35 protein-coding genes, 2 other RNA genes and 1 pseudogene are annotated in these 25,028 nt (G+C 54.2%); 17 read left to right on the forward strand and 21 right to left on the reverse strand.

Annotated features, from left to right (window positions below; translation table 11 throughout):
* Position 1: 1 nt before the first annotated feature.
* From OKC43_RS03540 to OKC43_RS03610, 15 genes are all read right to left on the reverse strand, one after another.
* A complete protein-coding gene (locus OKC43_RS03540) occupies positions 2 to 616 on the reverse strand; it encodes a gp16 family protein (protein WP_270803912.1) in 615 nt (204 codons plus the stop codon).
* On the reverse strand, positions 606 to 1,145 hold the full coding sequence (locus OKC43_RS03545; RefSeq protein ID WP_270803913.1) for a hypothetical protein: 540 nt from the start codon (positions 1,143 to 1,145) through the stop codon (positions 606 to 608). The genes OKC43_RS03540 and OKC43_RS03545 overlap by 11 nt, the downstream gene beginning before the upstream one ends.
* 4 nt (positions 1,146 to 1,149) lie before the next feature.
* On the reverse strand, positions 1,150 to 1,383 hold the full coding sequence (locus OKC43_RS03550; protein WP_270803914.1) for a hypothetical protein: 234 nt from the start codon (positions 1,381 to 1,383) through the stop codon (positions 1,150 to 1,152).
* 219 nt (positions 1,384 to 1,602) lie between these two features.
* Positions 1,603 to 1,857, reverse strand: a complete 255-nt coding sequence (locus OKC43_RS03555) for a hypothetical protein (protein ID WP_270803915.1) — start codon at positions 1,855 to 1,857, stop codon at positions 1,603 to 1,605.
* A 39-nt stretch (positions 1,858 to 1,896) separates the two neighbouring features.
* An RNA gene (locus tag OKC43_RS03560) (hammerhead ribozyme type II) lies at positions 1,897 to 1,970 on the reverse strand.
* Positions 1,969 to 2,181, reverse strand: a complete 213-nt coding sequence (locus OKC43_RS03565; RefSeq protein WP_270803916.1) for a hypothetical protein — start codon at positions 2,179 to 2,181, stop codon at positions 1,969 to 1,971. The genes OKC43_RS03560 and OKC43_RS03565 overlap by 2 nt, the downstream gene beginning before the upstream one ends.
* 110 nt (positions 2,182 to 2,291) lie before the next feature.
* Positions 2,292 to 2,522: an ANR family transcriptional regulator gene (locus tag OKC43_RS03570; protein WP_270803917.1), complete on the reverse strand. Its 231-nt coding sequence runs from the start codon at positions 2,520 to 2,522 to the stop codon at positions 2,292 to 2,294.
* The gene (locus tag OKC43_RS03575; protein WP_270803918.1) at positions 2,515 to 2,808 is read right to left on the reverse strand and encodes a hypothetical protein; all 294 of its coding nucleotides are present in this window, start codon (positions 2,806 to 2,808) and stop codon (positions 2,515 to 2,517) included. The genes OKC43_RS03570 and OKC43_RS03575 overlap by 8 nt, the downstream gene beginning before the upstream one ends.
* Complete coding sequence (locus tag OKC43_RS03580) at positions 2,809 to 3,429, reverse strand: DUF3164 family protein (protein ID WP_270803919.1); 621 nt, start codon at positions 3,427 to 3,429, stop codon at positions 2,809 to 2,811.
* A gap of 15 nt (positions 3,430 to 3,444) precedes the next feature.
* The gene (locus tag OKC43_RS03585) at positions 3,445 to 3,768 is read right to left on the reverse strand and encodes a hypothetical protein (protein ID WP_270803920.1); all 324 of its coding nucleotides are present in this window, start codon (positions 3,766 to 3,768) and stop codon (positions 3,445 to 3,447) included.
* A complete protein-coding gene (locus OKC43_RS03590) occupies positions 3,765 to 3,983 on the reverse strand; it encodes a hypothetical protein (protein ID WP_270803921.1) in 219 nt (72 codons plus the stop codon). Before OKC43_RS03590 ends, OKC43_RS03585 begins: the two co-directional genes overlap by 4 nt.
* A complete protein-coding gene (locus OKC43_RS03595; protein WP_270803922.1) occupies positions 3,980 to 4,237 on the reverse strand; it encodes a hypothetical protein in 258 nt (85 codons plus the stop codon). Before OKC43_RS03595 ends, OKC43_RS03590 begins: the two co-directional genes overlap by 4 nt.
* The gene (locus OKC43_RS03600) at positions 4,237 to 5,169 is read right to left on the reverse strand and encodes an AAA family ATPase (RefSeq protein ID WP_270803923.1); all 933 of its coding nucleotides are present in this window, start codon (positions 5,167 to 5,169) and stop codon (positions 4,237 to 4,239) included. Before OKC43_RS03600 ends, OKC43_RS03595 begins: the two co-directional genes overlap by 1 nt.
* A gap of 57 nt (positions 5,170 to 5,226) precedes the next feature.
* Positions 5,227 to 7,245, reverse strand: coding sequence for a transposase domain-containing protein (locus OKC43_RS03605; RefSeq protein WP_270803924.1), 2,019 nt, complete (start codon positions 7,243 to 7,245; stop codon positions 5,227 to 5,229).
* A gap of 11 nt (positions 7,246 to 7,256) precedes the next feature.
* Positions 7,257 to 7,481 (reverse strand): helix-turn-helix domain-containing protein, encoded by a 225-nt coding sequence (locus OKC43_RS03610; RefSeq protein ID WP_082044036.1) that lies wholly within the window; start codon positions 7,479 to 7,481, stop codon positions 7,257 to 7,259.
* Positions 7,482 to 7,630: 149 nt separating this feature from the next.
* On the opposite strand from OKC43_RS03610, the gene OKC43_RS03615 reads away from it, so the two are divergent.
* From OKC43_RS03615 to OKC43_RS03625, 3 genes and pseudogenes are all read left to right on the forward strand, one after another.
* Positions 7,631 to 8,371 (forward strand): LexA family transcriptional regulator, encoded by a 741-nt coding sequence (locus OKC43_RS03615; protein ID WP_270803925.1) that lies wholly within the window; start codon positions 7,631 to 7,633, stop codon positions 8,369 to 8,371.
* Position 8,372: 1 nt separating this feature from the next.
* Positions 8,373 to 8,639: a phage head morphogenesis protein gene (locus OKC43_RS03620; protein WP_270803926.1), complete on the forward strand. Its 267-nt coding sequence runs from the start codon at positions 8,373 to 8,375 to the stop codon at positions 8,637 to 8,639.
* A gap of 231 nt (positions 8,640 to 8,870) precedes the next feature.
* Positions 8,871 to 9,767 (forward strand): annotated as a pseudogene (locus OKC43_RS03625) (amidohydrolase); the annotation flags it as partial.
* Positions 9,768 to 9,847: 80 nt separating this feature from the next.
* On the opposite strand, the gene OKC43_RS03630 reads toward OKC43_RS03625, so the two are convergent.
* On the reverse strand, positions 9,848 to 10,195 hold the full coding sequence (locus OKC43_RS03630; protein WP_005353535.1) for an RnfH family protein: 348 nt from the start codon (positions 10,193 to 10,195) through the stop codon (positions 9,848 to 9,850).
* Positions 10,188 to 10,622 carry an SRPBCC family protein gene (locus OKC43_RS03635; protein WP_005334496.1) on the reverse strand — a complete coding sequence of 145 codons (435 nt, stop codon included), beginning with the start codon at positions 10,620 to 10,622 and terminating at the stop codon, positions 10,188 to 10,190. Before OKC43_RS03635 ends, OKC43_RS03630 begins: the two co-directional genes overlap by 8 nt.
* 169 nt (positions 10,623 to 10,791) lie before the next feature.
* On the opposite strand from OKC43_RS03635, the gene smpB reads away from it, so the two are divergent.
* The 3 genes from smpB (at position 10,792) to OKC43_RS03650 (ending at position 13,209) form a co-directional block, all read left to right on the forward strand.
* The gene (gene smpB, locus OKC43_RS03640; protein ID WP_005334498.1) at positions 10,792 to 11,280 is read left to right on the forward strand and encodes an SsrA-binding protein SmpB; all 489 of its coding nucleotides are present in this window, start codon (positions 10,792 to 10,794) and stop codon (positions 11,278 to 11,280) included.
* 166 nt (positions 11,281 to 11,446) lie between these two features.
* Positions 11,447 to 11,806, forward strand: a transfer-messenger RNA (tmRNA) gene (gene ssrA, locus OKC43_RS03645).
* A gap of 164 nt (positions 11,807 to 11,970) precedes the next feature.
* Positions 11,971 to 13,209, forward strand: a complete 1,239-nt coding sequence (locus OKC43_RS03650) for an integrase domain-containing protein (protein WP_010634539.1) — start codon at positions 11,971 to 11,973, stop codon at positions 13,207 to 13,209.
* A gap of 98 nt (positions 13,210 to 13,307) precedes the next feature.
* Here the strand turns inward: OKC43_RS03650 and OKC43_RS03655 are convergent, their stop codons facing one another.
* From OKC43_RS03655 to OKC43_RS03665, 3 genes are all read right to left on the reverse strand, one after another.
* Positions 13,308 to 14,003 (reverse strand): inovirus Gp2 family protein, encoded by a 696-nt coding sequence (locus OKC43_RS03655; RefSeq protein WP_270803927.1) that lies wholly within the window; start codon positions 14,001 to 14,003, stop codon positions 13,308 to 13,310.
* A 584-nt stretch (positions 14,004 to 14,587) separates the two neighbouring features.
* Complete coding sequence (locus tag OKC43_RS03660; RefSeq protein ID WP_017779593.1) at positions 14,588 to 16,102, reverse strand: YfjI family protein; 1,515 nt, start codon at positions 16,100 to 16,102, stop codon at positions 14,588 to 14,590.
* Positions 16,099 to 16,542, reverse strand: a complete 444-nt coding sequence (locus OKC43_RS03665; protein ID WP_234928711.1) for a helix-turn-helix transcriptional regulator — start codon at positions 16,540 to 16,542, stop codon at positions 16,099 to 16,101. Before OKC43_RS03665 ends, OKC43_RS03660 begins: the two co-directional genes overlap by 4 nt.
* 96 nt (positions 16,543 to 16,638) lie before the next feature.
* Here OKC43_RS03665 and OKC43_RS03670 point away from each other — a divergent pair, with 96 nt between their 5' ends.
* From OKC43_RS03670 to OKC43_RS03685, 4 genes are all read left to right on the forward strand, one after another.
* Positions 16,639 to 17,826: a hypothetical protein gene (locus tag OKC43_RS03670; RefSeq protein ID WP_270803928.1), complete on the forward strand. Its 1,188-nt coding sequence runs from the start codon at positions 16,639 to 16,641 to the stop codon at positions 17,824 to 17,826.
* Positions 17,827 to 18,110: 284 nt separating this feature from the next.
* A complete protein-coding gene (locus OKC43_RS03675) occupies positions 18,111 to 19,064 on the forward strand; it encodes a DUF932 domain-containing protein (RefSeq protein ID WP_010634545.1) in 954 nt (317 codons plus the stop codon).
* Positions 19,065 to 19,158: 94 nt separating this feature from the next.
* A complete protein-coding gene (locus OKC43_RS03680; protein WP_017779596.1) occupies positions 19,159 to 20,148 on the forward strand; it encodes a YqaJ viral recombinase family nuclease in 990 nt (329 codons plus the stop codon).
* Positions 20,145 to 21,137, forward strand: coding sequence for a recombination directionality factor (locus tag OKC43_RS03685; RefSeq protein WP_010634547.1), 993 nt, complete (start codon positions 20,145 to 20,147; stop codon positions 21,135 to 21,137). The genes OKC43_RS03680 and OKC43_RS03685 overlap by 4 nt, the downstream gene beginning before the upstream one ends.
* Here OKC43_RS03685 and OKC43_RS03690 read toward each other — a convergent pair whose 3' ends face one another.
* Entirely contained in the window at positions 21,138 to 21,488 is a 351-nt protein-coding gene (locus OKC43_RS03690) for a helix-turn-helix domain-containing protein (protein ID WP_017779597.1), read from the reverse strand.
* 206 nt (positions 21,489 to 21,694) lie between these two features.
* Between OKC43_RS03690 and OKC43_RS03695 the strand changes: the two genes are divergently transcribed.
* From OKC43_RS03695 to OKC43_RS03725, 7 genes are all read left to right on the forward strand, one after another.
* Complete coding sequence (locus OKC43_RS03695) at positions 21,695 to 22,030, forward strand: hypothetical protein (protein WP_010634549.1); 336 nt, start codon at positions 21,695 to 21,697, stop codon at positions 22,028 to 22,030.
* A gap of 48 nt (positions 22,031 to 22,078) precedes the next feature.
* Positions 22,079 to 22,528 carry a hypothetical protein gene (locus tag OKC43_RS03700; RefSeq protein WP_010634550.1) on the forward strand — a complete coding sequence of 150 codons (450 nt, stop codon included), beginning with the start codon at positions 22,079 to 22,081 and terminating at the stop codon, positions 22,526 to 22,528.
* An 83-nt stretch (positions 22,529 to 22,611) separates the two neighbouring features.
* Entirely contained in the window at positions 22,612 to 22,959 is a 348-nt protein-coding gene (locus OKC43_RS03705) for a YkvA family protein (RefSeq protein WP_010634551.1), read from the forward strand.
* Positions 22,960 to 22,978: 19 nt separating this feature from the next.
* Entirely contained in the window at positions 22,979 to 23,404 is a 426-nt protein-coding gene (locus OKC43_RS03710; protein WP_017779598.1) for a DUF2787 domain-containing protein, read from the forward strand.
* Between the two features lie 9 nt (positions 23,405 to 23,413).
* Complete coding sequence (locus OKC43_RS03715) at positions 23,414 to 23,824, forward strand: hypothetical protein (protein ID WP_043147374.1); 411 nt, start codon at positions 23,414 to 23,416, stop codon at positions 23,822 to 23,824.
* A 56-nt stretch (positions 23,825 to 23,880) separates the two neighbouring features.
* Positions 23,881 to 24,075, forward strand: coding sequence for a hypothetical protein (locus OKC43_RS03720; protein WP_270808798.1), 195 nt, complete (start codon positions 23,881 to 23,883; stop codon positions 24,073 to 24,075).
* Between the two features lie 359 nt (positions 24,076 to 24,434).
* Positions 24,435 to 24,695: a hypothetical protein gene (locus OKC43_RS03725; protein WP_270808799.1), complete on the forward strand. Its 261-nt coding sequence runs from the start codon at positions 24,435 to 24,437 to the stop codon at positions 24,693 to 24,695.
* Positions 24,696 to 25,028: the final 333 nt, after the last annotated feature.

The following is a 25,028-nucleotide window of genomic DNA, read 5'->3' on the forward strand; positions in this document are numbered from 1 at the left end:
TCTAACTATTAGCTGGCTTGCTGCCATCGATCACCATTATCTGCGCTGGCCGCCAGCCCGGTTTTTCATAGGCTTCGCGGATCAGGTCGTAACCCGGCATCGCATCAATCTGGTGGCCGCGTGAGGCGGGGACGATATCCCCGCGCTCGATAATGGCGGCGGTCATCAGGCGGATATGCCATTTCTTCAACGCCTCCAGCACCCGCTCGGCCTGCGCCGAGGTGAGCCACTCCGGCCTTGCGATACCCGCGCCGCCGTTGGCATTGGCGGTCATCCGCTTGATGTAGCTGCCCAGCGCATCGTCTGACCCATCGCGCACGAAGCCGTCATTGTACATGGTGATCCAGATGGCGCGCACCTTGCGCACCTCCGGAGCCTGCACCTTGGCAGAACTTGGCGGGGAGCGGCGCCCGTTTACCTGGGCGCCCCCTTTGACCTTGAACCCCAGCCCCTTCATGGCGGTAATGACCGCTTCGAGCTTGGCCGCGCTCAGCCCCTTGGCCGAGCGGGCGCCGGTCACGGATTCCAGCAGGGCGCGGTAGTCTTCTTCATCCAGCCCCAGTTCGCGGCGGCCGACCTGCACAATCTTGAGCAGGCGCTTGGCATCAGGCTGCATGGCGACCCCCGTTCATCTGGCAGATGTTGACGAACTGGGCGAGGTGGTCAGGGTCAACCTTGGACAGCGGGATATAACGCAGCGTTTTGCTGGCTTTTCCCATCTTGGATAACTGATCAACCTGCTCGCCATGGATGCGGCTCTCATTATGGATCGGGAACCCAGCCTTCTTGCAGGTGGCGATTAACTCACGCAGTTTGCAGCGCCTTGCCGATTTTGTTGAAACGCTGTTGGCGCCCAGCACCTTCTTCACCAGATTGTCGATATGGCAATTTGTTTGCGGATTATCCAGCAGCTTATTCAGATGGTGGTAACGGGTGATTTGCAGCAGGCTCAACGGGCTGGCCTGTTCAATCTCTCCCCGGGCGCGCAGGGTCGCCATGGCCCCGTAAAGGTAGCGACCAGACAACCCCATTGCTTTGCCAAGTTCATCCGCGCTCATATGATTCCAGAGCGGAACAGCGATTATCTCAGCCTTGATGCTGGCCAGTCTTTTTTCTGTCAACTTGCAGTTCGCTTTAACAATCATCGTCTTATTCCTCGTCGTCTTTGCTGACAGTCACAATCACTTTGTTGGTCTTGGGTGGCTGGCCTTCGCGCCAGCGCGGTACCGTTTTGTCTAACCAGGCCATGGCGACGCCATCGGCCTGTTCATCCACTTCACGCAGCTCGGCTTTGGTCATGCCCTTGTGGCGGCGCTTTGCGTAGCACGGCATATTGGCTTTGACGTAATTCACCATCTTGCGCTGGTAGCGGGTCAGGGTCATGGCGGTATTTCCTCTTTCGCTCGGCATTGCCTTCTGATTCGCAGGCCTTGCAGTAGTGCTGCAGGCCGTCTGGCGCGTTGGGATGGTTGCGCACAGACCAGAAGGCGGTGTCTTGTGGCCAGTAGTCGTTGCATCCAGTGCAGAACTTCTCCAGCCCCATATCGGGGTCGATGCGGGCTTTGCCGCTCTCGAGCCGCTTTTGCAGCAGCCCCGTTTTCATCAGTGGCGTGTATTCACCGTGCATACGGCCCCCTTGCCATTCACCAGCTGCAGGCGCTCGGCCTCCAGTTCCGCCAGCAGTTGCTCCGCTTCGCGCAGGGCGTCACCGGCGATATCGTGGGCGCGGTACTTTCTGGCGCCCCGCGCCAGGGCGATAAAGCGGCGCTGCAGCACCACTTTCTCTTTCCAGTTCAGCGCTATGGCCATCTCGCCATAGAGCCGGTTTAACAGGTTGTTCAGCACATTTCGGGTCATAGCTTCCTCGCTTATCGTGAGTGGGTTATGACCGGGCCCGGTCGGCTGCTCATCAGTGCCCAGCCACCACGCTGGGCAGACCATACCGAGCACTGCCCGGCATGGTTTCGCTTACTTGTTCAGGCGTTTACGCGCCTTGTTGACGATGGTGGTCAGCATGGCCAACCGCGATTTGTGGTGCTCTGCCTCGCCCTGGTCGTTAATAAAGTCGATGGCCAGCTGGGCCTCTTGCTGCGCCTGCGCCGGGTTGTGCTCCATGATGCAATCGAAGGTCGATTTGGCATCGGCGACGCTGGTGTTCAGCAGGTTGATAACGCGTTCCATGGCGTGCTCCTATGCGCTCTTGACGAAGTGGACGGCGCCGACAACCAGCACGGCCCATACCAATCCCCACACTACGGCGAGGATGCGAAAGGTGCGGCGGCTGATTTTCATCACGCTGCCCTCTTGCCAAAGCGGGTGATGCAGGTGTGGCACAGCTCTGCACGATTGAGTGCCCACTGGTAATTGATGGGGTTCTTGGCTGCTTTGGCGGCCATCTTCCACAGGTCGAGCGTGGTGATATAACGGCTTTCACGCTCCAGCTCTGCTGCGCGGGTAGCCAGCGCCAGATATCCGTTGGGATTGCGGGCGATCTCGTCGCCCTTCAACACTGCATTAGCCATGGTGTAACTCCTGTTCAAATCTGCTTTTTTGACATTGATGCTTGTCGTACACGGTGACGATGGAGCCGTTTTTCAGGATGAAATAGGCATCGTCACATTCGAGGATCCGGCGCGGGCTCCATCCCGCCTCGCGCTGCCGGATCCGCCGCAGCTGGCGTTTGCTTGGGCGCCATGCCCGTGACAGGGCGCCCAGCATTTCCAGTTCGCTGCGGCCGGTACGTTGCACCCAGCGCTCGAAGGCGTGGCGGGTGACGTACAGCGGGCCATAGCGGGTTTCAAACTCCATTCACAACTTTGCCCAGTCGAGTGGGATGGCCACGTACTTGCCAGACGGATCGCGCTGGTAAAGGCGGATGTATTCCTTCTTGCTGACAGTGGTGATGGCGTCGGCGATGGAATCCATAGCGGCTTTCCACTCGGCATCTTCGATGGCCAGATTACGCAGGCTGAGCACCTGATTGACGTCGATCTTGCCCTGCTTGTTGACGCGGAAAGCGTGGTCAACCAGAGCGACAATCTTGTCGTTTGAACCTTCTGACCAGCGCTCGATGCAAGCATCGATTTGCGCCTTGGCAGCCTGGATCCGTTCATCAAAAACACGATGCTCGCCGATAGACCGCTCGACCTTCATGGAGCCATCAAACGAGGTGAGGGTGATGTTGCCCTTGGCGCCGCCGTAGGTGACGCCGTACTCGCTGGCGCTGAGATCCAGATAGTCTGAAAGCTCCTGCTGCATCTGGATTTTGGTGGCCGCCATGTGCAGCTTGAGCTCCAGCGCGATGGCAATCTGCTTGCGCACCACTTCATCGCGCAGCAGGTCGATTGGCTTGATCAGGCTTTCCGGCACCATATGGCCTTGGGCGTTGCGGTGCAGAGTTTCGGTCTTGTTTTCGGTGGTAGTAGTCATTGCTTGTTGCTCCTGTTAAGCGGGGAAACCGGCGGCCCGATAGGCCATGTATTCGCTGGCAGACATCTCTGCGGTGCGCTCGAACTCGTCACGGGTGGCCGCTTCACGCCAGTGGACGATACAGCCGTTCATGCGGGCGGCGTAGGCGCGGCGGCGCAGGCCATCAACCTGTTCGATGATCTCGACGGCCTTCTCACGCAGCTCGTCTGTCGGATAGGTAATCTCGATCATCGGGCGGCGCGGGGTGCTTTTGATGGCCAGCACTTGGCAACCGAACTTGCGCAGGCGGCAGGCGACGCGCTGGGCCTTGATACCGATGGTGGTGGTCTGGATGTTCATGCTTGCTCTCCTTGTGATTCACTGTTCAGCGGCGCCCAGCTCAGGTGCAGGCGGTCTTCGTCATAGCTCTGGCGTTGCAGCTTTTCGTCTTCCATCACCACTTCTCCATCGCTCTGCTCCACCACGCGGCCCTTGCGACCGCTGAGCAGGTTGATGTACGTCCATGGCGCGGTCTTGACGCCGTAGAAGCTGGCTTGTTCCTTGGGTGCGTTCATTGCTCGTCACCTTTCCAGTTGAGGATTTCGTCTATCCGTTGCAGCTTCGCTTCCGCAATCGCCACCACCCGGCTGTTGTTGACCACCTTGTTGTTGTGGATGGTCAGCTCGATGTCTTTTCTCAGCTCGATCAGCAGGTCTTTGGCCTTGTCGATAAGGAGTTCTTGCTCATCGCATTGGCGTTTTAGTTGAGAAAAGCTTTTGAAATCACCCTGAAAATGAGCATTCCAAAGCTCTTGTTGTGTTATCAGCATCACTCTCCCTCCAGCTCGTTAAAGGCGTACCGCAGCACCTGCTCGGTCAGCGGCTCGCCGCCAGAGCAGGCCACGGCCAATTTCAGGTTCTTGCTGACCAGACGCAGGGCGCCGGGACGTTCGCTGATCTGCACCAGCAAGCTGCGCTCGGCATCGCCGTCGATGTTCCAGGCGCTGGCGACGGCCATCACGTCGGCCTTCTTGGCCTTGGTCAGGGCGCGCTTCTTGGCCACGCGGGAGTAAAGACGGGCGAAATCTTCGCTGCGCTGGCCGCCGGTCAGCTGGGTGTAAACGCGGGAGTTGCCGACCAGCACCATGCCGATCCCCACTTCCTCAACCAGGATGCGCAGCTCTTCGAGGGTGGGGCGGTCGAGGTGATCCGCTTCATCCACCACAATCAGCCCTTTGGTGTTGAGCAGACGGCGGCGCAGGGCGCGGGCCAGCGGGCCACGCAGGCGCGGGGCGTTCTCCATCCCCAGCTCCATGGCCAGCTCATACATGCATTCGGTCATGGTGCTGCGGCTCGGGGAGGTGGTGATCACCCACACGTTGTTGTTGGTGCGCTGGAACTCGCGCAGGGCGGTGGTTTTGCCAACGCCAGAGATGCCGTGGATGATGACGATGCTCTCTGTCGCCAACGCATAGTTCATATCCGCGATGATCTGTTTGGCGGTCTCGGTCATCACAAAGCCGGGATCGCGGGGGGCATCGGCGCGCTGGTCGCGGGCGGTCAGCCAGTTGGCCAGCTTTTGCATCATCGGCGCCGGGTCGGCCTTGTAGTTGCCGTTCAGCAGCTGGTTGACGGTGGATGGGCTCACGCCGATCTCTTTGGCGATCTGCGCCTGGGTGACGATGCTCTGTTCCAGCAGTGCCTTGATGCGGGTGATGGCATCGGTATTGCCGGTTTGGTCGAGTGCGACTACATTGGTCATTGAATTACTCCTTTCAGGCGGCCCGTATGGCCGCTTTTTTTGTGGTTTAAATGCCGGTTAAATCCGGTTTTTCTGTTTTGCAGCCATGGCTGCGGCGGCCTGTTGAAAACGGGCTTCAAAGTCGATTGCGGGTTCTGCTTCGCTGCGCGGTGTGGCGACCGGCTGGGTCATCGGCTGGATAGCCACGGCGGCATTGCCAACGCTGACCGGGCGCACCATCTCGACCACCTTGGCTTCTGGCGCCTCTTCGTCGCTGATGCTGGGCAGCAGCGCGGCGGCCTCCATTGCCGACATTCCCTTCTGAGCCAGTGCTGCGGCCTTGTTGGCCTTGACGAACTGGGTGCGGGCGCGCTTGTGCTCGCGGGCTTGCTGGGTGTCGCCAAAAGCAACCTTCTCCAGACACGCCGCTTCGCAGATATGCAGGCCGTTGAGGGTGGTGACGATCACCGCCTCGTGCAGGCGCTGCGGGTCGAACCGCGCCACTACCTTCTGGCCCTGATAGGCAGCCAGCTCTTCGTGGTAATAACGGTTGCTGCGGTTGCGGATGGTGCCGCCAGATTCCAGCTTGATGGTGCCGTGCTTGCTGACGCGGCAGGCTTCTGACTGCAGCATCATCATGGTCAGCTGTTCGCTGGTCGCCTTGCGCACGGTTGCCTGGGCATAGCTCTGCTCGAATGCCTGGTCGAAGCTCATGACGCCGTGGCAGGCCTCGGTATTGCGGCCCAGCTTGGCGTTGAACATGGCCACGCCTTCGGCAACCATGCGCAGGAAATCCTCGGCATCCACCGCCCGTTCACCATAATTGTCTGGCTTGGCCATCGGGTTAGGGCCGGTGTAAGTGCCTTCCAGCGCTGTTGTCTTGTCGATGTACTCTTCCAGCCCGCCATTACCGAAGGCACGCTCGATCGGCTTGGCCTGACCGTGGCCCTTGCCCAGCAGCACGCTGGACCAGTGCAGCTTGATGCCGAGCATGGGGATCATGCCGAGCGGGTCATCTTCCTTGACCTTGAAGCGGTAGCGATTCGGCACGCCGCCGGTCATCCATTTGTTGGCTGCTGCCCGGGTGTTATCGATGGTGATTTCACGCGGGATGCCGTATTTGCTGCACACATCCATCAGAGACAGGCGGATCGAGTCGGTGTTTTCACTGATATCGGTGCGCCAGCCGATGATTTTGCGGCTGTAGATGTCCTGCCAGAACCATGTTTTCGGGCGCAATATTTCGCCGTTGAACCAGCGCACGAACACGTTGTGCAGGTAGCCATCGCCGTTAATCCAGCTCATGGCATCCAGCCCTTCGATGGTGCGCTCCTGCGGCGGGTAGAGCTGCATCATGGCGTGCTCACCTTCGCGCAGCATGACCTGCTGGGCGTGCGGCACTTCCAGATCCATGCGGCGCATCAGGCTGTTGAGGCTCGGCACCACCCAGCTCTGATCGCGGGCGGCCAGTTTCAGGCGCTCGTAACAGCTGGCGGCGTTCGGGCGCTCGTTGCGCAGGTAGTCAGCTTTGAAGAACTCCCACGCCTGCTCGCTCACCTTGGCCAGCTTGCCGGCACGGTTTTCTAGCGCGGCCTGCTGCTGTTTTGGCACCAGCACGGCCAGCCAGTCGCTATCGTCAAAGCCTTTTACGGCTGAGCAGTGGCGGCGCAGGGTCGGCATGGCGATCCCGAACTCGTCAGAGATATGCTGATAGGCCTGCATCAGGGTGCTACCACTGGCAACCAGGGCATGGACGGCCTGCACGGCCTTGACCCGTTCCTTGGCGGTGGCGTGCGCCTTGTCGTTGGCCTTCTTCCAGTTGGCCCACAGCTGCTCTTTGCAGTAGCGCGGGGCCTTTGGCTTTGGCAGTTCCAGCGTCATGCCGCCGACCTTGACCTTGCCAGACTTGCGCAGCAGGGCGGCTTGGACGACAGGGGGCAGAATGCTGATGTGGTATTCGAACGCCTTGGAGCCTGCTTTTTTGCGCTTCTTGTCTTCATCGCAAGAGCACAGGCGATCAAGTTTTGCCCTTGTTTTGTGGACGTCAGTTGGCATCACTGAAATGCCAACGCAGTCTTTTGCAGTTACCCATTCCATAACCTGCTCCTTTACGCGCACTTGCTTTCGTAACGGGATGGCCAGATCTGGTCAGGTGTTTTGCCAATTGCTTCGGCAACAATGCGCTCGTACTTCGGGCATCTGAAGCGGAAAACATTGCGAAGAGTTGAAGGAGCAAGGTCATTTTCTCTGGCCAGTTGAGCCAGATTCGTCCCTGCTTTTGCCAGCGCGCATTTCACATCCGCGCTATGCCAATCTGTATTGCCTTGAATCATTTTGATACCCTCCGAAACTACACCACTGCGCAACTTTCTAGTGTTGCGTTAACGTGTAACACATCATTGATCAGAAAAATTCGCAGCGCAACCCCTTTGCGAATTTTTCTATCAGTAAGCGCGCAGATAAATAAACAATGGTATTCGAAATGAAATCAGGCACTTACGAAGAAAAATCCCAAGAGTGCGAGAAAAATCCCGAAGGGATTTTTCTTGGTATGCGAAAAATTCCATTTGCCGAGAGGTTGAAGGAAGCGATCGGAGAAGAGACGGTGCGCAGTTTTTCGCGCAAATGCGGATTATCTGAGGCGACACTGAGGGATTATTTGAAGGGAGCAAGCTATCCGACCATTGACAGGCTCCAGAAGATAGCCAGCACGGCCATGATGCCGATGACTTGGTTTATTGATGAGGCATTCGCTGTAAACGAAATGCCTGCTTCATACATGGCTGATACTGGATTTTCAGACGAGTTCGCGCTGATTCCTGGATACAGGGTGCAGGTATCGGCAGGCCACGGCAGCCTGACGCAGGGCGAGCTGGAGCCGTGCAGGCATTTGGCATTCAGGCGTAAGTGGCTGAGATGGCGCGGGTTTGACGAGAAAGAGCTGGCGATCGTCTGGAGCAAAGGCGACAGCATGGAGCCCACCATCAGCAACAACGACACCCTGGTGGTGCACCTTGGCCGAACGCGGCCGGTGGATGGCCACATCTACGTGGTGCGCAACGATGACCAGCTATGGGTGAAGCGCCTGCAGGTGCTGCCGAGCGCCTGGCTGCTCCTGAGCGATAACAAGCACTACCAGCCTATCGAGGTACCAAAGGACGAGCAGCACACCTTCGAGGTGATCGGCCAGGTCGTTCACATTGCGCATGATGTAGGAGAGTGAGATGGAGAAGAGAATAGAGAGAGCAAAGCAACAATGGCAAAGAATTCAACGTACTAAGCGCGCATTTCCATACCTGATGTATACCCTTGGCCCAAGCAAGGTGCCTTGCCATCCTCAGTGGGATGGCGTGGTGCTGCCTGTTGATGATCCATGGTGGGAGACGCATTTCCCGCCAAATAGCGATGAGTGCAAATGCGGGGTGCGGCAGATCTCAAAGTATGAGTACCAGAAGCTGCTGGCATCAGGCAGTGTAAAGACCAAAGTTTAAAGCCCGTTTAAATGCCGATTCACAAAATCTCCAGTGATCAATCTACTAGGAATTTTCGGCTGATTTTGGATCAAGTGATCAATCTTGCGATCCACCATAACGAACACGGCCTGAAGAGTCTCAACAACTCTGCAGGCCGCGCCACTTCTGATTTGATCCCATTTTATCCCTGCTGATCCCACTTATTCCCTAACCTATGTCACCAGTGATCAATTCAATAGGTTCTATACATCCCACAACAAGGGGTGGATGCACGCCTGCGCTCACGATGGCCACACCGCCATCGGCATGGGGCTGGCCAGCAGCCTGATGGGGATGAAAGAGCAGCTGTGCGGCCGTATCAAGCTCTTCTTCCAGCCCGCCGAAGAGGGGTGCCGCGGTGGCAAGGCGCTGGCTGCCGGTGGCGCACTCGATGACGTGGATGCCCTGCTCTCACTCCATATCGGTATTCACGCTGGTAGCGGCGAGCTGGTGATCAACCCCACCGAGTTTCTCTGCTCCACCAAGTTCGACGTCCACTTTATGGGCACCGCCGCCCACGCGGGACTCGAACCCAATGCCGGCAGCAATGCGCTGGCAGCCGCCTGCATGGCCACCACCGCCATGCTCGGCATTCCCCGCCACCGCGACGGCATGACCCGCATCAACGTCGGCCAGCTTCACGCTGGCAGCGGCCGCAACGTCATCCCCGATCATGCAGAGCTACGCGGTGAGACCCGCGGCGCCGACAGCGCGCTCAACGACTACATGTTCAGTCAGGTACAGCGCATCGTCGAAGGTACCGCCCTCGCCCACGGTGTCACCTATCGCATCATCAAGCAGGGTGAGGCCATTGCCCTCGACAACAGCCCGGCACTGCAGGCCGAGCTGGCGGCGCTGGCCCGCAAGCAGGGGCTCGCCACCATCCAGACTCGCCGCTTTGGCGCCAGCGAAGATGCCGGTTTTCTGATGGAGCGGGTGCAAAAACAGGGGGGCGAAGCGGCTTACCTCATTCTGGGGGCCGATCTGGCGGCACCACACCATCACAACGAATTCGATTTCGATGAGCGGGTGATGCAAAGCGGGGTCGAGCTGCTGGCCGCCTGGGCACGCGCACGGCTGGGTGTGGCAGAAGCAACCCTCTCTTGATATCCCCTCGGCCAGCTCACCGGCTAACGGGATCAAAAAAAGGCGCCTCGGCGCCTTTTTTCTGCAAGAAAACCTGAGCGCTACTCGCGGTGCTTGCGATGCACATCGGGGCGACCACCGGTCACGCTATCTGCTCGCCCCTCCTCTTTGGCCTTCTCGGCGCGCTTTTTGCGCATCTCGCGGGGATCGGCGATGAGCGGGCGGTAGATCTCGATACGATCCCCGTCGTGCAGCGGTTCGCTCCCTTTCACCGGTCGGCTGTAGATGCCGAACTTGTTGACCGCCAGATCGATCTCGGGGTGCTTTTGAACGATGCCGGACTGCTCGATGGCCGCCAGCACGCAGGTCTCGGGCGCCACCCGCAGGGCAATCACCGTCTGCTGCTGTGGCAAGGCATAGACAACCTCGATATTGAGCTGGTCAGACACCGTAGACCTCCTTCGCCCGGTTGGAGAAGGCGGAGACCATGGAGCTCACCAGATCGCGGAATACCTGACCAAAGGCCACCTCGATAAGCTTGGAGGTGAACTCGAAATCGAGATCAAACTCCACCTTGCAGGCATCCACATCGAGCGGGGTAAAGGTCCACCAGCCCGCCAGCTTGCGGAACGGGCCATCCACCAGCTCCATCCTGATCTGGCGGTTCACATCCAGCTGATTGCGGGTAGTAAAGGTCTTGGCAATCCCCGCCTTGGCCACATCGACCGACGCCATCATGTAGTCATCGCCAGCCTCGTGGACACGGCTGCCGACACAGCCGGGCAAAAACTGCGGATAGGCATCCACATCGTTAACCAACTTGAACATCTGTTCTGCACTGAACATCACCAGGGCACTGCGCGTAATTCGGGGCATGGCTTTTCCTCATCCAATCGGCGCGATTTTATCACCATGTTTGGGGTTGTGGAGGTAAAACCTCAGCCAAACCGCTCAGAAAGCCACCACTTGACCTGCTGCGCGTTTTACAGCCGTCCCTGCCTACGTATAATACGAGCCTCCTAGTCATTGCCGGAAATCGCCCGTCATGAGCAAAAAAAACAGTAAAAACAAAGCCGGGTCCAGCACCATTGCACTCAACAGAACCGCGCGCCACGAATACTTCATCGAAGAGAAGATCGAAGCGGGTCTGTCCCTGCAAGGGTGGGAAGTCAAATCCCTGCGGGCGGGCAAGGCCAACATCAGCGAAGCCTATGTCATCTTCCGCGATGGCGAGGCCTATCTGTTCGGCTCCAGCTTCCTGCCACTGCAAGCGGCCTCCAGCCACGTGGTATGTGACCCGACCCGCACCCGCAAACTGCTGCTGAGCCGTCGTGAACTCGACAAGCTCGAAAGCCTGATTGCCCGTCAGGGCTACACCATAGTTCCCCTCGCCCTCTACTGGAAACAGTGCTGGGTCAAGGTCGAGATCGGCCTGGTGAAGGGCAAGAAAGAGCACGACAAGCGCGAAGATACCAAGGCCCGCGAATGGGATCGGGAAAAAGCTCGCATCATGAAGAACAAGCATCGCGGCTAACCTGCGACTGGCAGGATCAGAACGCCAGTTCACCTTCCCCCGGCGCAGCTGGCTCTTCAGGCTCAGCTGCGTACAATAAATCGGCAAACAGACTGGCTGCCAGAGGGAATGGGTATCAACGCCTTGCTATGACAGCATTTTTGCGTACAATCGCAATTAACAACTTGGGGCTGATTCTGGATTCGACAAGATTCACGAAACCCAAGGTGCATGCCGAGGTGCGGTAGGCCTCGTTAATAAACCGCAAAAAAATAGTCGCAAACGACGAAAACTACGCACTAGCAGCTTAATAACCTGCATAGAGCCCTTCTACCCTAGCTTGCCTGTGTCCTAGGGAATCGGAAGGTCATCCTTCACAGGATCGTGTGGAAGTCCTGCTCGGGGCGGAAGCATTAAAACCAATCGAGCTAGTCAATTCGTGGCGTGTCTCTCCGCAGCGGGTTGGCGAATGTAAAGAGTGACTAAGCATGTAGTGCCAAGGATGTAGTAATTTTGGACGGGGGTTCAAATCCCCCCAGCTCCACCAAATACCGGTCCAACAGTGACCAACGAAGTCCAAGAAACCCGCATAGCATAAGGCTTTGCGGGTTTTTTGTTGTCTTACGCTGTCCAATGGGGTGCGTTGCCATCCAGCCCTTTTAGGCATATCGTTAGGCATATCGTTTTGTATGCCTTCCGGAGCGTATGCCTATGCCTCGTATCACCCGTCCCTTATCCCCAACCGAGATCAAAGCAGCGAAGCCCAAAGAGAAGGAATACACCCTCTGCGACGGGGCTGGTCTGGAGCTCGTCATCAAGCCTAATGGCTCCAAGTTGTGGCGCCTGCGTTACTACCGCCCCCTAACTAAACAGAGAAACATGATCAGCTTTGGTTCCTGGCCGGAGATGTCGTTGGCTGAAGCGAGAGAAAAACGCTCCGAAGCCAAATCTCTGTTACTGCAAAGCATTGATCCCCAGCATCACCGTGATGAGCAAGCATCCGCCGCATTATCACAGAGCGAGCACACCTTTGAAGCCGTCGCCAAGCGCTGGTTTGATGTTAAGCGTCCTTCCGTCACCCCGGCCTATGCCGAGGATCTCTGGCGTTCGCTCGAAATGTATCTGTTCCCCGAGATTGGCACTGTGCCTGTTATGGAGATCAAGGCTCAGAGAGCCATCAAGATCATCGAGCCCATCGCCGCTGCTGGTAAACTCGAAACCGTGCGTCGTCTCACCCAGCGGGTGAACGAGATCATGACCTTCGCCGTCAACTCTGGTCTGATCGATGCCAACCCTTGCTCGGGGATAAGCAAGGTCTTTCAGCGGCCAGCCAAACAGCACATGCCCAGCATCAACCCCAACCAGTTGCCAGAACTGATGAACCGGCTTTCCAAGGCCAGCATCAATTTGCAGACCCGCTGCCTTATCGAATGGAGCCTGCATACCTTGGCTCGCCCCAGCGAGGCGGCCGGAGCCCGGTGGGCAGAGATCGATATGGAAAAGAAACTCTGGCGGATCCCACCAGAGAGAATGAAGAAGCGCAGAGGTCATGACGTGCCCTTGACGCCACAAACACTTGCCTACCTAGACCTCATGCGGCCAATCAGCGGTCATCGTGAATTTATCTTCCCAGGACTACGAAATCCCAAGACGCATACCAACGAACAGACAGCCAATGCCGCTTTGAAACGGATGGGATATGAAGGGACCTTAGTCGCTCACGGCCTGCGAGCCTTGGGCAGCACGACCCTTAACGAGAGAGGATTTGATCGAGATGTTATCGAAGCCGCTTTGGCGCACTCTGACAAAGATGAGGTGCGTAGCGCCTATAACCGCACGGATTATCTGGAACGACGTAGGGAAATGATGATCTGGTGGTCAGAGCACATTGATGCAGCAGCGAAAACTGGCTCTGCACTGACCTGGCTGCCATCCACAAAAGCAGGTTGAGCATAATTCGGTGAGGTCTCGCAGGAAGTCCTCACCGCCCAATTGCGCGGGTGTGTCCTGAAATGACTGCCCTTTGGCTCTAACCTAAAGAAAAAGAATTAATTGTGAACATTTCCTATCAGGTTACTACGCCCGAAATTACGTTCACCTTCTACTTTCGAACGCAATTTAAATAAATACCCGATCCTCACCAAGAAGTCATAAAAAATCTCATTGTGCAGATCTGCATCTCTGCGATCAAATCGATACTCTGCGTCAGGAGGGAAATGAACCAAAGACGCATAGTCAGGGTATGCAAGCCTCAATGCTCTGCACCAAGCTTTACGGATACGCGTAGCCATGTTATCCGCATCAAAATTAGAGTAATCACCAAGATAACCGTAGTCATCTCGGTTAAATAGTAGCACCACGTGATAATGAGGGTACTGGCTTGTTACTTGCTCCTTTACCCAGATATAACCCAAGAAGAATCGTTTACCAGTCTGACCCTTACGGTGACGTAACGCCTGAATCTGGCTTTTTAGTGAAGCAAAAAAGCGCGTAATAACCTCTTCCTCTTCTACGTCCGGTGGAAAGCCTGTCGGCATGTCCGGATCATCCATAACTGGTATATGAGGGAAACGCAGATCAACGCGTACAGCAAATACTCGTGGATGTTTATTCAAAAAGCTGGCGATCACCTCCACGGATGTTTTCAACTGCTCAAAGGATATTGAGCCATACTTGGCCTCAGCCACAACTCGCAAGTTGTCTAGCTCGTTGCCGATTAAATAATATCCGCCATTTGATTTCATATACGGCCCTATGATTTACATGGAACACCCATGCCAATTGGTTAGATGCTCAGGTGACAGTACTCATCGTCATTAATGAGAACCGCTGCGTAAAACTTTACGGTCAACTGATACCTTGCTCTCTTATCAAGCCACTAGGTTGATATACCAACCTGCATTTAGCACTCTGTGCTTTGCATATGCTGCGCTATGTCGATGTATACGGCTAATGGCTTGTATCTGACGTACAAGCCTGATGTACATCTGATTGGTATACACTTCGCGCATATATCTCATGCTCTCGTTGGTATACTCGTTGATACACTCTGACGGTGTATCACTCTCTCCCTCGATATATCTCCTACACCCCCTACCTTGGTATACACCTTGGTGTATATATTACTATTACCGAACTTAGCGACCTCCTAAATAACCGGGAAACATGTGATTATTTTAAATAAAACCACAGTAATACCGGTTATTAAGGAAAAAAGTTACTCTGAACTTAGCTTGCCCTCTGCTCTCTGGTTGGAGCCATAAAATCGCTCAGACTATTGCAAAGTGACCGTTATAGATATAGCTAGAGCTAGATTCTTATTTTCAGCTTAAATCCCGGTCACGATGCCGTTATTCTGGCTGATGTGGACGAACCAAGTTCTTTTGATTTTATAAACTCGGACCTTCCCCTTCATCTGCAAGCGCTCCAGCGTTCGAGTCAGACGCTGACTATCCCGGAGTCGATTCGGGCCATGCTGGCGAATATAATTCTTAGGGATATCGAGATAATTAAAGCGGCGATGGTTTGCTTGCAGCCAGGTTTCCAATTTCACTTCATCTTCCATCTCTTCTGGCAAAGCATCATCAGCCATCAGGTGAATAAATGAATCCAGATAGTAACTAGCCAACTGAATCGCCGCGTGCATAGTGTGCTCAGATATGACCACATTACCCGTTACAAACACCTCCAGCACACCCGCAATTCTGGCCACATGTTCGAGCTGTTTGGAGGCATAGTCACGATATTCACGCAATGAGCCCGTTTGGCCGCACATCAGTTCAATCCGGTTGTACTCGGCATGCCACTTGGCTGCCGCCTCAGGTGACAGTGTCAGACAAGTACGCACATCATCTTCTTCCCGACGTTGAAATGATTGATTCAAAAGCTCCAGGACTCGCGCATGGAACCATTCCAAATGTTTGCCAGAAACGGGGGGCGGCAAAACTTGTTGCGGACCGTGGAGCCGTGCGCCAATGGTTGATGTCGGCTGGCACAGCAGTGTTCTGGCAAAGAAACCAGAGGCCCGTGCATGTCGTCCCTGGCGGTTGACATACTCCTTGAACAAGCCGGGTTGCACCATCAACATAGCCCCAAAGCGGGCATCTTCGATACGAAACGTATCGCCGGTTGCACGGTCCACTTCAATCGGCTGGGCGCTCCACAGCGAGTTCAGGAGCGGCGTATCGTGGAGCAGTTCGCCATTGAGGATGCTGCCCGCTTCATCCGAGAGCAGAACCAAAGAGGGCCAGCCTTTACCCAACGCCAGCTTTACCGCCGCTCGGGTTGCATCGCTGACCAGCAGGCGCTTACGCAGTGGTGCTATCGGTTGACGGCCCAAACACTCTGCCAAGCGCTGTTCACTCTCTGTCTTGGCCCCCCCTTTGACCACCTCTCGCTGGAACGCCTTCTCCAATGTTTTTTGTTCGCTCTGCCACAGACGCATCGCGATATTGTATCGCTGCTTATCCTCCTGATACTGCTTCTCCAACACTCCTTCGAGGTCACGAACAGGCTTCATCAGCATCTTGTCTACCGTGGACTTGCGCTCCCCGGATTCAGCCAGCACCACCTGATACAACGACATTGGAATGCGCAATCCAGCCTTGGGAGAGACGTCATACAAGTCCTGACAGGATTGTGCCATCCCACCGAGCAACGAGGTGGCAATCAAGTCCGCTGATGCCTGGGTTTCCTGCTGGACATAACGAATGATCTTTTGTAATTCCTCAGGCATTACGTAGACAGGGAACACAGGTACAGGCTTTGTCCCAACATTCTGCGAAAGGGGGATTTTCGGCGTAATGGGTGCTACAGGTTGAAGAGAGTGGTAATAATTCATCATGCTTGGTCCTTGAGTACAGGGATCGGATTAGCTTGGGGGCGTGCGGCGATCCAAGCCATGACTTCGTTCAAACTCCAGCCCACTGAGGCTGCTCCGAGTTTGATGGGTCTGGGAAAACTCGGATCAAAGCGCTTGGACTTGGGGTTGAGGCGATCGTAGACAGTGGCCCGGCTAAGTGCGATCAGTTGGAGCAGCTCTTTAAGCCTGATAATCCTGTCACAGACTTCGGGCTTAGGTGCTGCACATTTATCTTTGGTACTCACCAACATCTTCTTTGGCTCTCCTATACAGGCCTGTGAATTGATGAAGTCAGAATAATTTTTCGCAACGCCTTTAGACACGAGGATCTGGTGGGGTACCAGATCCTCGTGTCTAAAAGTAATCATTTCATTTTTTAGGCCAAAGCGATCACATTCCCTGTGTCTTGCACAGATGTCCATGACTGGTTGTTTTTTGTTCAGCCATGTAATGCCACATCCTCTGGTGAGGCTCCTTATTTCGAGCACCTACCTAAACGCGCACATTCTAGATATCCAATGCTGGATATATTTGGTATTTTAGGACTAATTAATATTTTTTCATCAGAGGAGTTAAGTGTGAAAATTGTGGATACTATTAATGCATCTCAGTACCAGCATATACTCATTAACGTGTTAGACAGACTAGTCGATTTTTATATCACTCTATATGTCGCAAGGAAGAGCGATCATGAAGTAGTTTCTGTGCTTACCGCCATCAGAAATGGTACCGAAAGCTACCTTGTTGATTCGGGATTTACTCAGAAAGATCTAATTGATATAAATGCTGTTGACGAAGCCTTGGACATTTTCCAAGTTAACTATTCTTATAGCCGCCCTATATCTAAAAAACTGATCAATGCGAACCCTAGGCTAGACGCCATCAACAAAAAATTCGCAAGATATATGTATGAAATAAACTCTGGCAATTCAGTTGAGTTAGTTGAAGATGAACTAGTCATTCATAAACTTCAATCTGAACAACAATCTATCATGAAAGCTTTTATTTCTTCCCTTAAAGAATATCACCCGTGCCTTCACCTAATCAGAATTGTTGACATCGTTAATGCGCCTAAAATAGAAAAATTAATCCCCCTCATTAATAACGTTATTCAATCATGGAAAGAGCTCAACCATATTGGCAATGATAATAAAAAACATGATAATGAATGTATTGTTGAGGCAGCTATCGATAACATAATCAAACTCGCAGCCTTCTACCCTGAACGTCTCTATCCTGGGTTGCGCTATGCATTCCCTCAATACGAAGATGCAGAGAGTTACGATAGCCTTGCCATTTCGTTTAGCCATAAAACATCCACAAAAGATATGCAAAGCGCACTAAATGATATCAATTTTCAATTTGAAAGATTCAAGATGTACTACCATAATCACGAAATTAATTTCATCGATGAAATTCGCCTTGAAAGATTAAAGCCATTCATATCCAAACCTGTTAGGGATAATGAATACATAAAGCAATTAAATAGCATTGAGGGTACATTCCATGCTTTATTTGCATGGGAGAGGTGCCATTTAGATGGTTTATCTAAAGCAGGCGCGATTAATGAAGCTCACCTTTTACTCAATGAATCCAGAGACCTAACCATTCCGGCTGAAGATTATAAAAGAAAAGTAAGAGAAAGATTCAAAACCATTGAAGGTTACATTAAAGATAAAGAATCTTACATACACTCCTTAACCTAAGCGTTGAGATCAGCAAGGTTTAAAATCCAACATTCAAGAGTTTTTTAAACCTTGTCTGATACAGAGTCTACGCAGACTTCTACGCAGAAATATTACACCTACCCCAAGCCTACTCCTCATTGCTAATCCGCTACTAGTAGCAACTGTAGCGAATAATTTTACATGTCTAACACCTTGCTTTTTCTTTCTTAGTGTGACAGCACACCTTTATTTAGACTGCCACATCCAAAAAAATTCACACCTATATTCCCATCTTGATTTAACCAATGAATGGGATTTTAAACATGGCACACTTGATAGAAACCATGGCCTACACCGGCCAAACCCCTTGGCATGGGCTTGGTAATATATTGCCCCCGAAACAATCTCTCGATATCTGGCTGCAGGCAGCCGGGATGAATTGGACTATTGAGCAGAGTGACGTAATGTTTAACGTCGCCTCCGATGCACTCCATATTCGTCCTTATTCAGACAGCAAGGTTTTGTACCGCTCTGATAATCTGGAACCTCTGTCGGTTGTTTCACGGAGATATAATGTGGTCCAGCCTCATGAGGTGCTGCACTTTTATCAAGACTTGGTAGAAGTAGGCGGCTTTGAGTTGGAAACTGCAGGCTCACTCAAGGGTGGCCGAAAATTATGGGCGCTGGCTAAAACAGGTCAAGATATGAAGCTGAAAGGTGGCGACAGGGTAAAATCATACCTGCTGCTCGCCACCAGTTGTGATGGTACGTTGTGTACTACAGCACAATTCACCTCGCTACGAGTCGTCTGCAATAACACCCTGCAAATAGCACTACGGGATAATACCGGGGCGATCAAGGTTCCCCACTCCACTCAATTTAATGCTGCTACCGTCAAAGAGGCATTGGGCCTTGGTATGGCAAATTGGGATCGTTTCCAGCAAGAGATGGCATCGTTAAGCAATCGTCCGGTATCACCCGTGGAAGCCCTTAATTTCTTCGGTGAGCTACTCAATGATCCGGCTGGCGATGATGAGAATATTATTCTCAGCCGTCCCGCCCAAAAACTGCACGAGCTGTATATGGGCGCAGGCATGGGCTCAGAGCTTGCCAGTTCCCGCAATACCGCCTGGGGGCTGGTCAATGCGGTCACCGAATACGTGGATCACCACCGCCGTGCCCGCAGCCAAGATCACCGGCTTGATTCCGCTTGGTTCGGTCAGGGTGCCCAACTCAAATCCCAAGCCTTGAATCAGGCACTCACTCTACTGCAGTAATTCCGCTTCTCCATTCAAACCGCATAACGACCTCACCCGGACTGGCACAAGCCAATCCGGGCGTCGCCATTTATGCCGTCAACAAGGAATAGTCATGAAAGCAAAAGCCAAATACGGCCAAGCCCTGCGGCTGGCCTCTACTACCCAATTAACCCGCGAGCAGTGGCTCGCTATCCGCAAACTCGGCATTGGCTCCTCCGATGCCGCCGTGGCAGTGGGGCTCTCTCCCTACAAATGTCCGCTCAGCCTGTGGTTGGAGAAGACTGGTCGTAAGGAGCCGGAAGATATCTCCCACAAAGAAGCGGTGCTGTGGGGCATTGAGCTAGAGCCGGTCTTGGCGCAGGTCTATGCCAAACGCACCGGCTTTCGTGTACGCCGGGTCAATGCGGTGCTGCAACACCCCGAGCATCCTTTCATGCTCGCCAACCTCGACCGGGAGGTAATCGGCCATCCCGATGGGCCGGGCATTCTGGAGATCAAGACCGCCAGCTATCACAGCGCCCCCCAGTGGGAGGAAGGAGTGCCGGTGGCTTACCAGTGTCAGGTACTGCATCAACTGGCCGTCACCGGCCATGCCTGGGCCGAAGTGGCAGTGCTGATCGGCGGCCAGGATTTTCGGATTTATCGCATCGAGCGCGATGAGGAGAAGATCCAGGATCTCACCGAGCGGGAAGCGCAGTTCTGGCAGATGGTGCAACAAGATCAGCAACCTGAACCTGACGGCTCCAGCGATGCCGCCAATGCCCTGAGTTGGCTCTTTCCCCGCGATGATGGTCAGACGCTGGATCTCTCGGATTCTCCCGAGTTCAACCAGCTGTTTGGGGAGCTATTGCGATTGCGTCAGCAAAAGGAAGCCGTCGAGCGACAGGAGTCACAACTCAAGCAGCAGCTGCAAGCCACCTTGGGTGAAGCCACTGCCGGGTTGTTTGCCGATGGCAAGATCACCTGGAAGCGCAGCAAAGACCGGCTGGCACCGGATCTGGATAAGCTCGGTCAGGATCATCCCGACCTGCTCACCCGTTACGTCAAACCGGTACCCGGCGTGCGCCGTTTCACCATTCAACCCTTGAGGCAAACACCATGATCAAAGGACTGGCGATTACCCCGCCCGTGATCGGGCGGATCTGCATCGGCAAGCTGGTGCAAAAACAGGATAAGTGGGTACCGGAGAAGGACGACAGCTTCACCCTCACCACCCAGATACAGCAAAAGGGGGGATGGTTACTCCATCCCCTGCATCAACACTACTCATCGCAAAAGAGTAGCCAAGGGCAGGAGCAGACCAAGATCCGCGCCATTCCGGTAAGGGTGCTGTTCAACGATAGCGACTTGAATCTGCGGGCGGAATACAGTGTCTTTGACCGGCACACCGGCAGGCCGATCTGTGTCGGGAATGGGGAGTTGGCAAGACGTGTGGGGGCACAAGGCATGGAGGAGGTCAGCTGCTCTGGACCAGAGCGCTGCGCCTTTGCAGGCCAACAGGGTTGCAAGCTGTACGGGCGACTGAACCTGTTTGTGGAGGGGCAAGGGGATGAGCTGGGTAGCTTTATCTTCCGCACCACCGGCTACAACTCGGTGCGCACTCTGGCGGCGAGGCTGAAGTACCTAGAGGCTGTGAGCGGTGGCCATACCCGCTATCTGCCGCTCACCCTGCGGCTGCGAGCCAAGAGCACTACCCAGTCCTACCGCACACCGGTCTACTACGTGGATTTGACCTTGCGGGAAGAGACCAATCTGACAGAGGCGGTCAGACAGGCGCAGGAGGCCGCCCAGCGTGATCAAGAGGCGGGGCTCGCCATCGACCAGATGGAGCAGGCCGCGCGTGAATTGCTGCGTAACGGCCAATTTGAGGATATCGATGAAGAGGTGCCGATGCTGCTGGAGGAGTTCTATCCCGAAGCCAACAGCGACGAGACGGCGAATGGAAACGCAGGGTCAGAGGCGGCTACCTCGCGTAACGCCCCGCAAAGCCAAGCGACCAGAACACCGCAGAAGCCGCAACCACGAAGGAGCCCACTCACCAACAAATTGGGGAAAGGGAGCCCATCCCCTCCCCCAGTAAATGGCGGGTGATCAGCGGGGACGAGCCAATCGCTCTACCAACCGTTCTACCGTTTCCAGCAACAGGGTTCGGTCAGCATCATCGAGCCGAGCCAGTTGCAGGCTCAACACAATGCCCTGCTCGGTGGGGCAGTTACTTGTTTCGCGCAGAAAATCCGCCAGCTCACAACCAAACAGCTGATCGAGCTCCGCCAGCCGCACCACGGTCGGCACCACAATTCCTCGCTCCATTCGAGAGACGGCTTCCATCCCGATACTGAGGTGTTCAGCCACATGCTCTTGCGTGAATCCGGCCTGAGTTCGCTTGTGGCTAATCGCCTTGCCGACGCTCTTGACTAACAGCTCAAGGTTGATATCTGTCATGGGTCCTCCAGTCAACGTCATGGTTGACCATGGACCCATTGACGATAAGGACTCAAAAGATAAACTAACGATTCAATGAGTCCACTCAATAGCAATTTTGCAGATTTGACAGAGATGTGAGGCCCTCGGCCAATAAATCATCGTGACCAACTCGCAACAGGTGGGCTCCATAAGACGCTTTCACTACACAACCAAGGAAACAAAACATGGAAAGACTGACTTATGAAGACCTGGATACTGACAAGCTGGCCTCACTGATCCGTGCACGAAAATCTTTCGAAGTCGTTGGGCTGTCGGGGCGAATGAGCGCCGCTGTCACAAAACTTGAAAACACCATCGAACCTGCCGGGTTGAAATGTCGGGTCTATACCAAGGGCCGGATCGCCGCTGCAGGAGCCAGCATCTTTGGCGGTATTACCGGTCTGGCCGGGATCGCATCAGCCGTCACCATCGCGGCACATAATCTCGCCACTTACAATCCAGACTATGAAATCGTCAAGCACTTGGTGGATAACTCCCTCAGCGTGCTTTACCAAAAATAACCATTCTAATGGCTCATCTAAATCCTTGAGCCTTCAGGAGTCACAGGGATGAACAAACTCTTCATTACCTCAACAGCACTGCTGCTGTGCGGCAACGCCCTGGCCTATGGCGAGGCCGGACGCTGGAGCAGTGGCTGGGGTCAGGGCACCAGCGAATACACGGCGGTGGTCAACGAGCAGAACCATCTCTATATCGCCTGTAGTGACACCCGCAAGGTCAGCATGACGGCCACCGTGCAGGGCAAGGAGTTCGGCTCTTATGCTGGGCAGGCTTTCTCCATCATCGTCGATGGCAACCAATACGATGCGCCCTATGAGACCGAGTCCCGTGTCGGTGAGAACAATTTCTTCGACATGTGGGGCAAGCTACGTAAGGCCAAGTCGATCCGCATTTTGACGGCTGATGGCAAGCAGCTCGTACTGCCGACCCAAGAGGTCGCATCTGTGCTGCCAGCCACCAACACCCCCGAGTTTGACTGCTTGATGTGGGACCAATAGGTCACACCCATTCCCATCCAAGAGGAGGCATTTGCCTCCTCTTTTTATTTCTGCCATTCACCCACTCTTGAAGGAGACGCACTATGCCCCCCTGCATTCCCCCTGAATGCGAGCCGTTCGATCACCAAGGCTTTTGGCACAAACTCTGGGCCTTTGCCAAACGTGCCGGTCGGCCCTTTATCGAGACCAGCCTGTTGCTCTACTACACCAGCCAGAAGGATGATCTGCCGCTTTGGGCCAAACTGCTGATCTACAGTGCGCTGGCCTACTTTATATCGCCCATTGATGCGATCCCGGATGTGTTGCCGATGGGACTCGCCGATGACATCGCGGTACTGAGTGCAGCTCTCGCCAGCATTGCCGCCTTTATTGATGAACAGATCCGTGCCTGTGTGGCCAGAAAAATGCGCGAGCTGTTCGGCCAAAATTAACCCCCACAAGGAGTACACCATGACCATTCCCTTTTTCCGGGACGGCTTTGCCATGCCCGTTGCACAAGCATTGCTGGTTCTGCTCGACCAAGAAGTCGCTAAAACCGAGCTCAATCTTGAGCGCTTAACCCAACTGACTTTCAACTTTCGTAACCCCGGCTACAGTGCCGAGCAAGGCGGCGTGCACCCAGTCGAGATCCGCCTGATCCGTGGGCTCGATGGCTGGCTGTTCGATTACGTCACCGACTTTAGTTACCAAAGGCTTGGCCAGGATGCCGAGCTCTGCAAAGAGCTCGATTTCAACTTCCTCGATGGGGAACACACCATGTTGGGCTGGGGACCACTGCGGCTGGCAGAAGCGCGGGAGCTGTTCGATATCTGGCAGAGCAACTTCATTGCCTACTGCCGGTTGGAGTGTTTCAGCGTCACGGTCGCAGGAGATTAGGAGGACACGATGAGCCAAGAATTAGCGCTCTCCCACTACTCACGTCAGTGGCTGGGACGAGTAGCCACCAGTGCAAAGCTAACCCCCACTCACAGTGGCCAGCGCTGGCTGCTACACCTAACCCCAGATAGTCCACACATCCGCACAGTCACCTTACAAGTGCGCTGGTCTGGGGCGCAGTGGCAGTTGCTCACCCTCACCAATGCGGAGGACTCGCACACCATGAACCAACCTAGAGATGAGATCTGCATCGACCCCAAACGCAGTTGCTTCTGGCATTGTAAAGCAGGGCCAGTGCCGCTCACCGAGCAACCCCGCGTGCTGGCAAGCTTCTTGGCTGACCTGCAACGCATCTGCATCCATCGCGGCTATGCCGTGGAGAGTGACCCCATCCCTGACAAGGAGACCGAAGATGATTAACGCCGTGATCGCTATCGAGCTGGAGGCTTACCATTGAGCACAATGGCCAAATTGAAGTGGTGCATGACCAAGGCCAGCCGGTGAACGGTTATGCCCTCTACCTGCGCTATGAAAACGAACGGGGCGACGCCCTGGCACAATGGCTGTGCGACCACCCGGATCACCGCTGGCTAATCCAGTTCGGCACCCTGCTGGCGACCAGTTACCACGTTCCGTTGCACGACTACACCCCGCACACCTTGGCGGCCTGAACACTGCCAACCAAGCCTGCGATCACACCCCATTCAGTAACCCATTAACCAAATAGCTCGCCTACCCTGCTGCATCCAACGCGGTGGGGCGATGGCGTATGGAGCCTAATCATGTTGCATCACAAACTGATCGCCGGGGAGACCCCCGGCACCTATCTCCTCACCGCGCTGGTTAACGAAGATGGGCTGTTGACGATCGCCAGCCAGACTGATCTCCAGACATAGGCAAAGAGTACGGTTATTATCGATGAATATTTGTTACAGTAGGAATTGTAAGTGCGATAGAGGTCATAACCCTTTTTCGCCTTCATTACGGATTAAACATATTAAAGTATAAGTTAATATCAAAGGGATATAAAATGGGCAACACTAATAAAATTGACATGCTAAACCAAAAATTTCCTATGGTCGGTTTATCTGCTGATTGGATATTCCAGACATGGTTAATAAATGGAAGTAAAAACAATGGGACCGTTATCTTTGAAAATGAGGACAGAGAATGCTATGAAGTTATTGATTTCTATTATAAAAACGAAGACCGCCATGAAAGAATATTATATTCAGGGGGGTTAACAGATGTTATAAATTATTCCATCCACATCCTTAAAATTTCTTTTTAAAAACAACATAATTTTTCATACAGATGGAATTTTCAAAAATATTATAAATGCATAACCATTACAATAAATTCCAAGTTGCTATCAATCTGCCCAATTAATCGTGCGAAAACATGGCGAAAGCAACGATGTAAAGCCCCCAATATACATCAAGCTGGGCGAATACCTACCAGCTTAGCTCAGATAGATAATTTAACACTTGGTAGTAAGCAAGTCATAGCGATGTTGTCCCAAGAAAGCCTTCATAAGGCCATGGCACCGACGCCATGTATCATACGGAACCGATTGAACAGCCTTCTCCGGCATACATCCGATGTTACCAGCCCCCGCCATGAG

Origin of the sequence: Aeromonas sp. Y289-2 (genome assembly GCF_027705925.1) — a bacterium.
Taxonomy (GTDB): Bacteria; Pseudomonadota; Gammaproteobacteria; order Enterobacterales; family Aeromonadaceae; genus Aeromonas; species Aeromonas veronii.